This is a genomic window from Chryseobacterium sp. JAH (genome assembly GCF_001507335.1).
Lineage (GTDB): Bacteria > Bacteroidota > Bacteroidia > Flavobacteriales > Weeksellaceae > Chryseobacterium.
In genome coordinates this window covers 1-13,827 of record NZ_LMAH01000012.1, presented here as the reverse complement: position 1 = coordinate 13,827, position 13,827 = coordinate 1, and the positions used below count along the sequence as shown (strand labels likewise).

12 protein-coding genes and 2 pseudogenes are annotated in these 13,827 nt (G+C 36.0%); 8 read left to right on the top strand and 6 right to left on the bottom strand.

Going from position 1 to position 13,827, the window contains the following annotated elements; all coding sequences use genetic code 11:
• The first annotated feature begins 424 nt into the window (after window positions 1-424).
• Window positions 425-2,791 carry a PAS domain S-box protein gene (locus AR685_RS17450; protein ID WP_059125392.1) on the top strand — a complete coding sequence of 789 codons (2,367 nt, stop codon included), beginning with the start codon at window positions 425-427 and terminating at the stop codon, window positions 2,789-2,791.
• Between the two features lie 174 nt (window positions 2,792-2,965).
• On the opposite strand, the gene AR685_RS18340 is transcribed toward AR685_RS17450, so the two are convergent.
• Window positions 2,966-3,097: a hypothetical protein gene (locus AR685_RS18340; RefSeq protein ID WP_262483885.1), complete on the bottom strand. Its 132-nt coding sequence runs from the start codon at window positions 3,095-3,097 to the stop codon at window positions 2,966-2,968.
• Window positions 3,098-3,133: 36 nt separating this feature from the next.
• Here AR685_RS18340 and AR685_RS18205 point away from each other — a divergent pair, with 36 nt between their 5' ends.
• Window positions 3,134-3,271 (top strand): hypothetical protein, encoded by a 138-nt coding sequence (locus AR685_RS18205; protein ID WP_165592841.1) that lies wholly within the window; start codon window positions 3,134-3,136, stop codon window positions 3,269-3,271.
• A gap of 23 nt (window positions 3,272-3,294) precedes the next feature.
• Here the strand turns inward: AR685_RS18205 and AR685_RS17445 are convergent, their stop codons facing one another.
• The gene (locus tag AR685_RS17445; protein ID WP_059125391.1) at window positions 3,295-3,924 is read right to left on the bottom strand and encodes a nitroreductase family protein; all 630 of its coding nucleotides are present in this window, start codon (window positions 3,922-3,924) and stop codon (window positions 3,295-3,297) included.
• 104 nt (window positions 3,925-4,028) lie between these two features.
• On the opposite strand from AR685_RS17445, the gene AR685_RS17440 reads away from it, so the two are divergent.
• A complete protein-coding gene (locus tag AR685_RS17440) occupies window positions 4,029-4,406 on the top strand; it encodes a winged helix-turn-helix transcriptional regulator (RefSeq protein WP_059125390.1) in 378 nt (125 codons plus the stop codon).
• Between the two features lie 3 nt (window positions 4,407-4,409).
• On the opposite strand, the gene AR685_RS17435 is transcribed toward AR685_RS17440, so the two are convergent.
• The 3 genes from AR685_RS17435 to AR685_RS17425 form a co-directional block, all read right to left on the bottom strand.
• Window positions 4,410-5,021: an alpha-ketoglutarate-dependent dioxygenase AlkB family protein gene (locus AR685_RS17435; RefSeq protein WP_047443798.1), complete on the bottom strand. Its 612-nt coding sequence runs from the start codon at window positions 5,019-5,021 to the stop codon at window positions 4,410-4,412.
• Window positions 5,022-5,509: 488 nt separating this feature from the next.
• Window positions 5,510-6,274 carry a type I methionyl aminopeptidase gene (gene map, locus AR685_RS17430; RefSeq protein WP_059125389.1) on the bottom strand — a complete coding sequence of 255 codons (765 nt, stop codon included), beginning with the start codon at window positions 6,272-6,274 and terminating at the stop codon, window positions 5,510-5,512.
• A 64-nt stretch (window positions 6,275-6,338) separates the two neighbouring features.
• Complete coding sequence (locus AR685_RS17425) at window positions 6,339-8,327, bottom strand: ATP-binding protein (RefSeq protein ID WP_165592840.1); 1,989 nt, start codon at window positions 8,325-8,327, stop codon at window positions 6,339-6,341.
• 381 nt (window positions 8,328-8,708) lie between these two features.
• Between AR685_RS17425 and AR685_RS17420 the strand changes: the two genes are divergently transcribed.
• Window positions 8,709-8,909 carry a DUF2945 domain-containing protein gene (locus tag AR685_RS17420; protein WP_047443796.1) on the top strand — a complete coding sequence of 67 codons (201 nt, stop codon included), beginning with the start codon at window positions 8,709-8,711 and terminating at the stop codon, window positions 8,907-8,909.
• A 156-nt stretch (window positions 8,910-9,065) separates the two neighbouring features.
• Here AR685_RS17420 and AR685_RS17415 read toward each other — a convergent pair whose 3' ends face one another.
• Window positions 9,066-10,499, bottom strand: coding sequence for an SDR family oxidoreductase (locus AR685_RS17415; RefSeq protein ID WP_059125388.1), 1,434 nt, complete (start codon window positions 10,497-10,499; stop codon window positions 9,066-9,068).
• Window positions 10,500-10,955: 456 nt separating this feature from the next.
• Between AR685_RS17415 and AR685_RS17405 the strand changes: the two genes are divergently transcribed.
• The 4 genes and pseudogenes from AR685_RS17405 to AR685_RS17395 form a co-directional block, all read left to right on the top strand.
• A complete protein-coding gene (locus AR685_RS17405) occupies window positions 10,956-12,089 on the top strand; it encodes a serine hydrolase domain-containing protein (protein ID WP_059125386.1) in 1,134 nt (377 codons plus the stop codon).
• Window positions 12,090-12,585: 496 nt separating this feature from the next.
• On the top strand, window positions 12,586-13,128 hold the full coding sequence (locus AR685_RS17400; RefSeq protein WP_059125385.1) for a hypothetical protein: 543 nt from the start codon (window positions 12,586-12,588) through the stop codon (window positions 13,126-13,128).
• A gap of 74 nt (window positions 13,129-13,202) precedes the next feature.
• Window positions 13,203-13,379, top strand: a pseudogene (locus AR685_RS18415) (peptidoglycan-binding protein LysM); the annotation flags it as partial.
• A 197-nt stretch (window positions 13,380-13,576) separates the two neighbouring features.
• Window positions 13,577-13,827: pseudogene (locus AR685_RS17395) on the top strand (peptidoglycan-binding protein LysM); the annotation flags it as partial.

The following is a 13,827-nucleotide window of genomic DNA, read 5'->3' as shown; positions in this document are numbered from 1 at the left end:
CTACAGAAAAAATTGTAGTTTCCATAGCTCGAGAGGTTTCTGCAAACATTCCTGATGAGGAACCGCCACGTGGAGGGGTAAATCCCGTAATCACTATATTATTTTCTTTACTAAGCTAACTGAAAATACTACAAATTAACTTTACTAAAAGAAAGGCTCAACTCTTGCTTAGAAAATTCTAGTATTATTGCTCCGTATAGTTTATCTAGAATTCGTCCGTAAATCAGACCTGCGGTTTTTAATTTTTCTTTTTAAAATTATTCAAAATATTTTGAGTTTGTTTTTACTTTTAATATTTTTGAATTTGCGTATCAGTTCTATTTCGGGTTTTCTGAAAAATATTTATATGATATCTAAGTATAGATCTTTTTTTCAATAAAATCCAAGGTTTATTTTTTACTTATTTTATTTCAGTAGAAACACCATGACAAATTTCTCTAATCAACATAGTTCTGAACAGCAAAGAGTTGCCGAAACAGAAAATCGTTTGAAAGCACTTATTGAAGCTACCTCTGATGTCGTTTACTCTTTAAGCCCGGATTGGGCGGAAATGCGTGAATTAGACGGAAGAGGATTTCTAAAAGATGCCAATGAGCCAACCAAAGATTGGAAATTAATCAATGTTTATCCAGAAGATCTTGAGATCGTCAATGCGACAATCGAGGAATGTATTCGAGAAAAGAAAGTTTTTCAGCTTGAGCATCGTGTTCAGAGAGTTGATGGTACACCAGGTTGGACTTTTTCAAAGGCAATACCGATATTAGATGAAAGAGGCGAAATTATTGAGTGGCTTGGAACTGCAAAAGATATAACACTTCGAAAAGATGCTGAAAAAGCACTTCGTATCACCCAGGAAAAATCTGATCGGCAGAAAAGACTTTACGAGACCGTCACTTCATCTACACCAGATTTGTTATATGTTTTTGACCTTGACTACCGTTTTACTTATGCAAATCAGGCTTTGCTCGACATGTGGGGTAAATCATGGGAAGATTCTATTGGTAAAAATTTGTTAGAAAATGGTTATGAACCTTGGCATGCAGAAATGCATGAAAAAGAAATTGATGAGATAAAGAAAACCAAACTTCCTATCCGTGGAGAGGTATCATTTCCCCATGCTACATTAGGTAAACGCGTCTATGACTATATTTTTACTCCTGTCCTGGATAAAGATGGAGAATTGGAAGCTGTTGCAGGAGCAACAAGAGACGTTACAGATAGGAAAAAGTGGGAAGAGAGTCTGGAAATTAATTCTAAAACCCTTCAACAACTCAATGAAGATTTAGAAAATACCAATCATGAGTTGGCAACTACGCTGGAAGAAGTAGCCGAAGTAAATGATGAATTAATAAAAGCCAATGAAAAGATTGTAGAAGGCGAGATCGCCTTCCGTCTGGCAGTTAATGCAGCAAATTTCGGAACATGGTTCATCCACTCCGTTACCCGAGAGTTTACTACTGATGCCCGCTTAAAGGAATTGTTCGGTTATTATGAAAATGAATCTTTATCCATAGAACAGGCTTTGGCACAGATTACTGAGGAACACCGGCCTATTGTAGCGGCAAAGCTCGAAAATGCTATTTACAACAATGGTGATTATGATGTTACCTACCCTGTTATCGGACTCCATGACAAGCGGCTCCGTTGGCTTCGTGCAATAGGCAATCTAAAAGCTGATCCTTCCGGGGCTTTTTCTGCATTCACTGGCGTTGTGATGGATATTACGGATCAATATTTATCTGGTGCAGAGATAAAACGTGCGGAAGAATATTTAAGAATGGCGGTTGATGCAGCAGGTTTAGGGACATTTCAAATCAGCGCTGATGAGCGCACCTTTAAAGCTTCACCTAAACTTAAAGAGCTTTTTGGGTTCTACCCAGACGAAATTATGCCGTATGAGGCAGCTGTCAATCAGATACATGCTGACTTTCGTGCTTCTGTAGCTGCAAATGTTGAGCGTACATTTTTGGAAGGCACGCGTTTCAATATGGAATATCAAATTATCGGTTATCGCGATGAAAAGAAAAGGTGGGTTCGTGCGATTGGCGAAGTTCAAGAAAAGGATGGTAAAGAATATTTTACGGGAGTTATCCATGAGATTACAGAAAAAAAATTGGACGAGATCAGAAAAAATGACTTCATAAGCATGGTTTCCCATGAACTTAAAACTCCATTAACTTCAATCAATACCTACCTGCAACTGTTATTGCGAAAAGCAGAGAAGTCTGATGACCAGTTTGTAAAACAAGCTTCTGCCCAGAGCCTGAAACAGGTCAAAAATATGACTGAAATGATCAATGGTTTTTTGAATATATCAAGACTCGAATCCGGTAAATTACATATCGATAGAACGGATTTTGACCTTTCTGAATTATTTAAAGAAATTCAAGCAGACTATCAAATTCAGTATTCGACACACGATCTTATTTTCACCATACCAAAATCAATAATCGTCAATGCAGACCGTCTAAAACTGGCACAGGTTATCAACAATTTAGTGGGTAATGCCGTAAAATATTCAGCTAACAAAACTACCATCAGTGTCTCTTTTGAAAAAATGAACGAATGTATTAGAGTAATTGTCAAAGATGAAGGAATAGGTATTAAGCCTGAAAATCTTGCTAGATTGTTTGACAGATACTACAGAGTCGAGCAGGAAAGTATTATTGCAGGTTTTGGGATTGGATTGTACCTCAGTGCCGAAATTATAGAAGCTCATGGTGGAAAGATTTGGGCAGAAAGCGAATTTGGAAATGGATCCACCTTCTACTTTGAATTACCTACAGCTTAAAGATGACTCAACAACATTAAAGATTAAATTCAAAATTTAGTTCAGTGCAGTAAGCTCTTATTAAGATTCTAATATTGGAAATTTAGAATACCTAACGAGCTTATTCACGAACCTATAAGTCAGATTAATTCGTTTTTCAGTGGAGAGATCCATGCTTGAACTTGCTGGAAAGGATTATTCAGTTTTTGGCAAATCTTTGTTTGAAGTATTTCCCAAGCTTAACCAATAATTGATTAAAACCTTTAAATAGGGAAAATCTGCTACAGATTGTTCAAATTCGGTGCTGATCGAAAATAAAGTACGCATAGAAAAAGTCTTGTTGAATTCACCAATACTCCTTTTGTGGAAAACGGAAAAATAAGCGGTACTATGGATATGGATTTAGGAGTGACTTCCCAGGTACTGGCTAATGATAAAAAAGCCCCGACAAATGTCAGAGCTTCCATTTTAATCACCAATTTTCACCGTTCAGAAAACTAAAATCCTTTCTTATTTCAGACATTTCAATGTACTTTGGTCGAAAATTCATTAATAGGTAACCTGGCTTTCGGCATGGAAGCCAGGAAATCATTAGCTTCATCACGGTAGCCCAATGATAAGATGACCGAAGCGTGAAGCCCTTTTTCGGATAGACCTAAAACCTCATCAAACAGTTTCGGGTCAAACCCTTCCATTGGTGTGGCATCCACTTTAAGCTCTGCAGCAGCAATCAGGGCTGTACCCAGGCCAATATATGCCTGTTTATCAGACCAGATCACATTTTGTGAGGGTGTTTGGGCAGAAAAATAATCGATCAGCATGTCTTTCAATGTGTTCAATGCTCCGCTTTCCAAATTTCGCTGCTGTTCCATCATCTCAACATAGTCTCTGATATAGTCAATGCTTATTTCATTGAATCCGGCAAAGACCAGTAAATGAGAAGAGGCATGAATTTGTGCATTGAATGAACCTTCTCCCAACCGTTGCCTTACTTCAGGGTTGGTGATGGCCAATATTCGGTAAGGCTGTATTCCGCAAGAAGATGCGGTAAGATTGATAGCTTCAACAATTTGATCAATCTTATCTTCACTGACCTTCTCATCTGAGTATTTCTTGACAGCATAACGCCATTTCAAGTTTTTGATTAATTCCATTTTGTCATTTATAAATTGAAAGAGCAAAGTTATGTCTTCAATGTGTATCTTTGTAACTAAGTGACAAAAAGTTATAGTGACAAACGAGTAACCAAGTGAATGATATGGAACAAGAATTTGATCTGGTAAAGGACTGCAGCCAAAAAATATTGGCGATCAGTGATACGATGGAAATTTTAAACGGTAAATGGAAGATGTCCATTATTGCCTGCCTTTGTTATAAACCGATGCGGTATTCTGAATTGCTGAAGGAGGTTAAAGGTATTTCCGGCAAGATGCTCAGCCGTGAGCTTAAGGACCTTGAAATTAATGAATTGATCGAGCGTCATGTCTTCAATACAGCACCTGTTGCCGTGGAATATCAAATAACTGATTACGGAAAATCACTTAAACAACTAACGAACACAATTGCAGACTGGGGCTTCATCCATCGCCAGCGCATCATTTCGGGAATGAAGAAAACGGTGACTTCTACATCCTGAGTATTATAGTTCACTTACCAACCGAAAAGTAAGATTAATTCGTTCTTTCATATTCAGACTGGACTTGGCAATCCTATGCTCCCAATGCTCCTGAAGATCTCCTTTCATTATTAATAAAGATCCATGCGGAAGCGGAATGCTGTATTTACTTTCATGATGGTTCAATTTTCTGAAGTCAAATTTTCGGGTCTGTCCAAGACTTAAAGAGGCAATAACAGGACGGTCACCATATCTGCTTTCTTTATCTCTGTGCCATGCTACAGAATCATTATTGTCACGATATAAATTCAATAGCACTGAATTAAATTGGTATCCAAAAGCATCTTCAATTTTGGTCTTTAAAGACAACAATTCAGGCGTCCAGGCATTCACTTCAAATTGGCTTCCTCCTAACTTATACGACTTTTCACTATCACCATACCACGCTGTCAGACGTGGAGTCAATACTTTCTTATCATACATCTTCTGGGTTCTCTGTTTCCAAGGAGTATTTTCAAGAAGTTGAGAAAAAAGCAGATCCGATTCTTCTATCGTCAGGAAATGTTCTCTGAACTCTAACAGATCCTGTGGAAAATCATAGAATTCTTCGGCGCTAAATAAACTAAGTTGAGCCATTATTTTATTAACCTTTTTTTATTTTTACGATATCCCACAATCGCAATTCTTCATCATGTGTGTTTGAAGTTTCCGAAAATGAAAGCTTTTTATTTATTTGAGTAAGATATTCTCAACTACATATTTTTTTTCGAAGTTCTAATCTCCGCCCTCAGTTCCTTAGCCATACTCCCAATATTTTAAGTTTTTGATCCTCAGCTCCCGGGTAATGCAATTCATACCTACTTGATAATGTTTTTTGTATTAATACATTCAATAAATCAAAAGATTTAAATGAAAAAGCCAGAGTATATAGAGTAAACTTTTAAAGCAGGTTATTTTCTTAGTTCAATGAACTGCAACTGCATCCTGTGAGGTTCCGAATATACATAAAGATTTACCGTACAGGCAGAAAGAAATAAATTGAAGCGCATTTCTGTCCTATGTAATATTTTTATTAATTATCAGAATGCATATGATAACTTATCTGAAAAAAATAAAATCTCGGTCTAATTCCAAATACCGTTCAACTCTGTTAAGATTATTGGTTTTCCATCAGTTATGAGAATTGTATGTTCGTGCTGTGCCATAAATCCACCCTTGTCTCCGACCATCGTCCAACCATCATTGAGTTCTACCGCGTAAGAAGAATCTGTTGTAATGAAGGTTTCGATTGCTACAACAGAATTTTTCTTAAATCGTCTTTGGTCAAAACGGTTTCTATAGTTCAAGAGCTCTTCCGGATCCTCATGAAGACTTCTGCCAATACCATGTCCACCCAAATTTTTAATAACTTTATAACCTTTCTTTTTAGCCTCGGTCTCGATAAGATGTCCCACATCAGATATTTTCACTCCACCTTTGATTGAGTTGATAGCTTTCTTTAATATCTCCTTTGACGCATCCACTAATTTTTGATGTTGATGAATATCTACGCCAATTACAAATGAGTTACCGTTATCTGACCAAAAACCATCTAATTCGGCAGACACATCAATATTGATTAAATCACCCTCCTTTAAAACAGTATTTTTTGAAGGAATTCCATGGCAGAATTCATTATTAACGCTAATGCAAGCACAGCCTGGAAATTCATAAGTTAAATAGGGAGCTGATCTTGCACCAAAATCATTTAATATCGCCGCACCATAATCATCGAGCTCCTTCGTTGTAATCCCAGGCTTGACAAATTTTTTCATTTCTTTTAGAGTATATGCAACAGCTTCACTCACTTTCTGCATTCCGATAAGTTCAGATTCTTTTGTGATAGACATATTTTATATTTAAATTTAATGATTAATTTATCGTTGTAGGAATCGATATGGATCATTTGCAAATTTATTCCCGAAGTTTCTTACCATCAATCGGCAAAGTAAATGAGAAAACGGTACCTATATTTTTATCACTATCCACCTGAAGAATTCCGTTATGGAGTTCAATAATTTCCTTACAAAGATAAAGTCCTATACCAAATCCTGCTATGGATCTGTTGTTGATATCTTTTACACGGTAATAGCGATCAAATATTCTCTTCTGATCATCGGGCGATATTCCTATTCCCTGATCGTGAACGTTAATTTTTAAATGATTGTCACCTATCATTAAATATTCTACAGTAATCAACGTTCCGAAAGGTGAGTATTTGATTGCATTTCCTACAAGGTTATGGAGTACCTGCGATATCTTTTCGCGGTCAGCAATGATCGATGTTTCTCCGGAAGACTTAAAAATAAAATTACCGGCAGGGTTGGTTGAGAGAACTTCATCCTCAATTTCCGAAAATAGTAATTGGAAATCAAAAGTTGTTTTTTCAATATGCAATTGTCCGGAATCGAATCGAGATACATTAAGAAAACCATTGATCATATTATTCATATAATCCGCCTGCTTCAAACATTTTTCCAATACATTTTGCAGCATTGGGTTCTCTTTACTTACTTCCGTTCGTTGCAAAATCTGAATAAATGCTTTGAGTGATGTGAGCGGCGTTTTAAGTTCATGACTTACCATACCCATAAAATCATCTTTTCTCTCCTCCTCTTTCTTTTGTTTTGTAATATCCCTCAGAGTACCATTAAGGCTTAGCGGATTACCCTCATTATCATAGAAAACTCTTCCGTTGGCCTGTAAAAGTCTAATCTTTTTGTCTGTTTTATTCTGAATTTTATATTCTATTAAATAATGACCATCAGAATCTTTACTCAGTGAATTAGAGATTGCTGCAATAACTCGATCTCTATCCTCTGGCACAATGACCGCTAATGCAAGAGAAAGATCTAAACTTTCTTCGGACGACAGTCCAAACCATGTTTTTAGTAGATTATTCCCGGAGAAAAGATTCGTTACAGGCTGGTAATAAAAAGTAGCAAGTTCTCCTGCGTCTATGGCCAAAGCCAACATCTGCTGGTCATTTTCATTTTTCCTACGTGCCAAGACCTGTTGGGTGATTTCTTCAATAATAACAAGAACTCCTGAAATATTACCGCGGTCAGAAAAGATAGGCTGATATATCGAGTTGACGACAGCTTCTCTTAATCCACCATTATGATGCAGTCTGACAGTAAATTCGGTATTTATTTGGGGTTTCCCACTTTCATAAACCTCTTTAAGCCATCCATTTACAGGCTGGCCGCGTAATTCTGGACGGGCACTCTCATGCATGTAGCCAATTACTTCCGATTCTTTTCGTCCCCATATTTTAAGAATAGCCGGATTGGCGATTTCAATAGTGTGTTCAGGTCCTTTTAACATGGCAATTCCGACAGGAGCCTGTTCAATGATTGTCCTGATATAATTCCTGCTTTCGTCAAGCTGTTTTATAGATTCACTGAGTTCTTCGTTTGTGGCGGTCAGTTCTTCAAGTGTTGCAGCCATCTCTTCATTAAGTGCATGTTCTTTTTCTTCTTTTTGTTGCAATTGCTGTAAAAATTCACGACGAGCGGTTACCTCAAGTGCTGTATTGAGTATGCACCATGTTTTATGATCATGATCAGTAAGCGCCTTATATTCATAATCAAAATAATCAAGCACCTCCACACCATTTTTTATCAATTTTGCAGGTGCTTCATGAACAGAATAGGTTTTACCGGAATGCCAAACCTCTTGTAGTAGCTTTAAAAACGGTTGTCCTTCAAGTTCTGGAATAGCCTCCATTAACGGTTTACCTATCACAGACGCGTCTTTACCCCAAAGTGCCAACATGCCCTCATTTGCAAAACGTATGATCATATCTTCCCCTGAATAAATGGATGTTGGTGCCGGAGAGGAAGCTAATGCCTGAATAATTAAATCTAAGCTGAAGCTATTTTCGGACAAAAGTTCTTGCATATTCATAAATTTGACAAAGATATGCAAAACTCTTTTTATTACCTGCAAGTAGTGGTATATGAGATAGTAGAAAAAAATAGAGGTGGCAAAAGATGATGACCTTAATTATTTTCTCTACTTAAACATTAATTATAAAAACTGATTGAAAGTGCTCACAATGTACTGGTAGAATAACGATACTGAACTTTAAAATCATTAAATTTAAATACCAAGTTCATATTTCAAATTACAGTGAAATGAACATATTTTATTCAGATATCTTTATCACAGGATCTGTCACTAGGTACAGTATTTGTTTCGTTTGTCAGTAGTGTTATACCGCAAGTTGATGATTACTTGTGTATATTCTTTAGCCCTACTCGATCATAAAAAATAAAAATAATGTTAAAAAAAGGAGATAAAGTGAAATGGAAATTCCAGTTTGGGGAAACACAAGGAATAATTATCAAGATCCACACCAATGATTTTGTATTTATGAATAGACAAAGAAGAGCATCAGAAGAAACTCCGCAATATGAAGTGATGAGCGAAAAAACGGGTAAAACTGCAGTTCATAAGGCTTCAGCTTTAAAAAAGATATAATACAAAAGTAATCGACAAATTTTAAAACTGAGCACTTAACATTAAACCACCGCCAGCTTATTGACGCTTGTATTACGACACAGTACATCATTTAGTAGAATCTCGAAGGATGATATGAAAACTGTTTCCACTTAGCTGATGGTAACCGGAATCATATTACAAACCAAGAGCTAATCTTTTCAGCATTCCTTTGAAAATAAGACCGTGAAATGGTAAAACAGAAATCCAATATAATCTTCCAAGCAACCCTTTGGGTCTGAAAACTGCTTTCTGCCAAAGTTTCCCTTTGTATAGTTTGAACATCAACCACGCTTCTCCAGGTAATTTCATCTCAGCAAAAAGAATCAGTTTCCCCTCTTCCCTGTTTGCATAAATCACCCGCCAAAAATCCAAAGCATCTCCCTCGTGAAGCAATGTAGGATGCGTGCGGCCTCTTCTTAAACCAGGACCGCCAACCATTAAATCCAGAAATCCTCTCACCTTCCAGAAAATCTGCCCATACCATCCATTTTTTCCGCCTAGACTAAAAACTCTGTTGAGGCATTTATCCCGATCATCGTATTTTATAGCTCTAACATCTTTGAAACAACCGAAATGGGGAACTTCTATAAATTCCTTTAGTGAAGAATCATTTCTACTGCTTATAAAACTATCTTTCCAGCTGGAACGGATTTCATTTGCCTGAATTTTTTCCATCGTTCTTTGCAAAGCACTCTCGTATGAGAATGGATGGATGCCCGTTATGTTTTTAATCTGGTCTAAACTTTCCTTATCGCATACTACTTCTATCTTCATACTTCCAACCAGTGAACTTGCCAAGCTATAAGTCGTTGACGTAATAAAATACAGCCAGTATGACGACAATTTTGGTGTCATTACCGGTAGAATAAAGATCGTTCTTTTCAGGCCTCTCACTTTGGCATAGCCTAATAATATCTGTTTATAAGTTAGGATATCATCACAACCAATATCAAAACTTTTATGATAAGTTTCTTTTTTGAATAATGTAAAAATCAGAAAATCCAGAACATTGGCGATTCCTATCGGTTGACATTTGGTTTCCAGCCATTTTGGAGTCACCATTACCGGCAATTTTTCCACTAAATCGCGGATAATTTCGAATGAGGCACTTCCCGATCCAATGATAATCCCAGCACGTAAAACAGTTGCGGGAACTTTACTTTTCATAAGGATTTTCTCGACCTGAAATCTGGAATTCAAATGTTTTGATAATTCCTTTTGGTTGACAAGTCCTGACAAGTAAATGATATGTTCACAATCTGTTCTTTCGATTGCTGTAACAAAATTCTGAGCACATATCTTCTCAGCTTCTTCATAGTCACCATTGCCACTCATAGAATGCATTAGATAATAAGCCCCGGAAATATCCTGCGGAATATTCTCTAAAGTTTTTTCATCTAAAAAATCTACTTCTATAACCTCTATCAATTCATCTTTGATTCCGGAAGGTTTAGAAAAACGGCTTACATCACGACTGCAACAGACTACTGTATAACCTTGTTCCGTGATCACACTGATCATTCTTTTCCCGATATATCCCGTTGCTCCTGTAAGTAATATTTTTTTCATAATAGATAGATTTGACACGATGTTAAAAAAAAACTTGAAACGATGAAAGTATTTAGATCTTTTTTAAAAGATGTCCAAAATATTTTTTTTATGACACAAAATCTCTTCCATCTGCCGACAGACCTGATTGCAAATTTGCTTCTATTGTATCAAAAACCTTTTTTCTGGAGAGCATCAGCTTTCAATTTATTAATGATAGACAAAGTTATGCCGTTTTTGAATGTTTGAATTAAGCACTTGGTGTTTGTCTCCATAATGACTTTGTAATTTGATTATTTATATTTTCTAAAGATTAACGGAGGCCAGCCTGCCAGAGTACCTTTCTTATTTATACAGAAATTTACCGTGAAATTTTATCAACAAGCAAATAAAGAAGCAGAATTAATTTTCTACTGATTAATCGGTACGTAATTTTCTTTCTATACTTTTAAATAGATTATAATAAATAAACTCAGCATGAAAAAAGTATGGACTGTCGTTACAGTAGGAATATCATCAGCAGTTGCAGCTATTTATATTTTAGGTTATGGATATATTTTTAAAGCAGTAGCAATAAACTTAAAAAAGGGAGCTCTTACACCGTCAATCGATGATGAAGAAAAATTTCCATCTTTGCTTATTGATAATCTGCATCCGAATTTCTGGACAAAAGACAGTTCTTACAATAGTTATAAGTTATCAGAAAATATTCTGAAGGATTTTCAAAAAACCCGTACATCATCACTTGTTGTGATCCGTGACAATAAATTGGTTTATGAACAGTATTGGAAAGATCATCAATCTTCTTCACTGATGAACTCGTTCTCCATGGCAAAAGGCATTCTTTCAATTTTAGTCGGCTTTGCGATAGATGATGGTTATATCAAATCTGAAGATCAGCTAATATCAACAATATTTCCATCCTACAAAAAGAGTAAGTTCGGACAATTTCTTTCTTTCAGACATCTGATGACCATGCAGGCCGGCTTTGACTGGAATGAAGAATATCATCATCCGTTTGCAGAAAACTCTAAACAATATTTCATAGATGATCTCGCTGACCAGGCTTTTAATATAGATTTTAAAGAAATGCCCGGAGAAAAATATGAATACCAGAGCATTTCAGCGCAACTCTTAGGTATGTCATTGAGAAAGGCTGTGGGGAAAAACCTCGCAGCATACCTTTCCGAAAAGCTATGGAAACCATTGGGAATGGAGTATCCTGCAAAATGGAGTACGGATGAAAAAGGAATAGAAAAAGCGTTCTGCTGCATTCATGCAAGTGCCAAAGATTTTGCAAGGGTTGGTCAGTTTATCATGCAGCAAGGAAACTGGCAAGGACAACAACTTCTTAGTAAAGATTTTTGTAGAAATCTTTTGACTCCCACCCAAGAAAACGATGCTTTCTGTTTTAGTATTTGGGCTGATGATGAAAGTGATACTAAATACCGTTTCTTTTACGGATTTTTAGGTCAGTTTATCATCATGATTCCTGATAAAAAAATTGTCATTGTAAAGACAGGACTGTACAATCGATTAGAAGTAGATGAAAAACTAAGACCAATTCAGGTTAAAATTATGGTGGAAGAGTTTAAAAATTACATGCAATAAAAAAGGTAGTTTTCATGTAAACATTCTATAATGATCTATAGAAATGCATAACCTACAGAAGTTATGCATTTCCCAAATCTCATCTGAATAATAAAGAATCGAGGATAATAGATGTTGAAGGATATACTTTCGAATCCACTCTCTTCACAAACCATGATAATCTAAACGCTGTAAAGATTAATATTTACAGCATTTTTTGTTTGTCTTTTATTGCAACGTAGCATGGGTAAATATCTTGGTACAGTTTGTGCAGATATCTTCAATAGATAATGACTGCGTTAAAAAATCTACATTCATTTATCATTTGATGGTGAAATAATAATAAGATTATGATTATTATGTAGAAATCTCACATAGCTCTCACGTTGTTAATTAGTTAAAAAATAAAAAACAAAGTTTGGTCATGTCAGATAATGTTATTAAATTTGATTTTAATGATATTTGTCAGTACAATTAATTTTGAATTACAGCTTTCATTATCTCTAAGTCACCTATCATGAAAAAACAAATCTTAATCACTGCGTTGTCTCTGGGAGCAATCGCTTTAGGAAGTAACCAAGTTCTGGCACAAAATTCTGAGCAGTTTAATACTTCCGTTAACATTATTTTAGCAGATGTTATATCAATGGATGTGGGAAGTGCTGCTTCACAAGGCTCTGTAGATTTTAATTACGTAAATACAACAGATTATAACGCTTCAAAAAATGTGACCGTGCCGAATAGTTTGGTCATCATTTCCTCCAAAAATTTCGATGTAAAAGTAAAATCTGAAGGCGCAAACTTCATAAGTGGCGCAAACGTAATTCCAGTGGATGTACTACAGGTAAAAGCAATAGCTGGCGGAAATTTGATGGGAACCCTGAATGAGGTCACCTTATCTACAAACGATCAAGTATTAGTAAGCAACGCAAGTTCTGGAGCAAAACAATCTTTAAATATTGCCTATTCTATTTCAGCAGATAAAGCATCGAAGGTACTTTTGGGAAAACCTAAGGGGACTTACACGCAAAAAATAACGTATACTGCTACCGCTTTATAATAAAAACAAACAGTAATTTTATATAAGCCCTCAACACACAAAGTGTTGGGGGTTTTTCTATTTAAACCGAATTAATAATTCTTTTATCTGAAACTGATCAAACTTTAGTATCAAATGCTCCGCTTGGAAGCGCCTTGACATTGAATCTGGACTACACCATTCCGGCGTCGAAATCATCATCTTCTGATATCTTAGGTAAACCGGCCGGAACGTATACGCAAACAGTAACGTATACTGCAACAGCTTTATAATAAACAAAAAGCAATTTACATAAGCCCTCAACACGCAATGTATTGGGGGTTTTTCTATTTTCCAAATGAATAGTCATGTAGTTATTTTACTACATGAACTTCCATGTTCAACTACAAATAAACTTTTATCGCCGCCGTAGATTTGTAGTGTTCAAAAGAGAACAATTAAATAAGAAATAAAATCAAAGATTAATATCATGACAAAACAATTCGCAATCGCAGCCTTAACTATCGGAGCCATCATATTAGGAACTAACAATGTTCAAGCTCAAAATACTACAGCTACAACAACGGTAAACATTACCCTGAAAGATGTAATCTCTATCGACAGCGGAAGTACAGCCATCGGTAATACAGTTGACTTTAACTATGCCACTGCGGCAGATTACAACTCTGATCAAACGATTACTAAAGCCAACTCTTTGAAAATTACTTCAACGAAGAACTT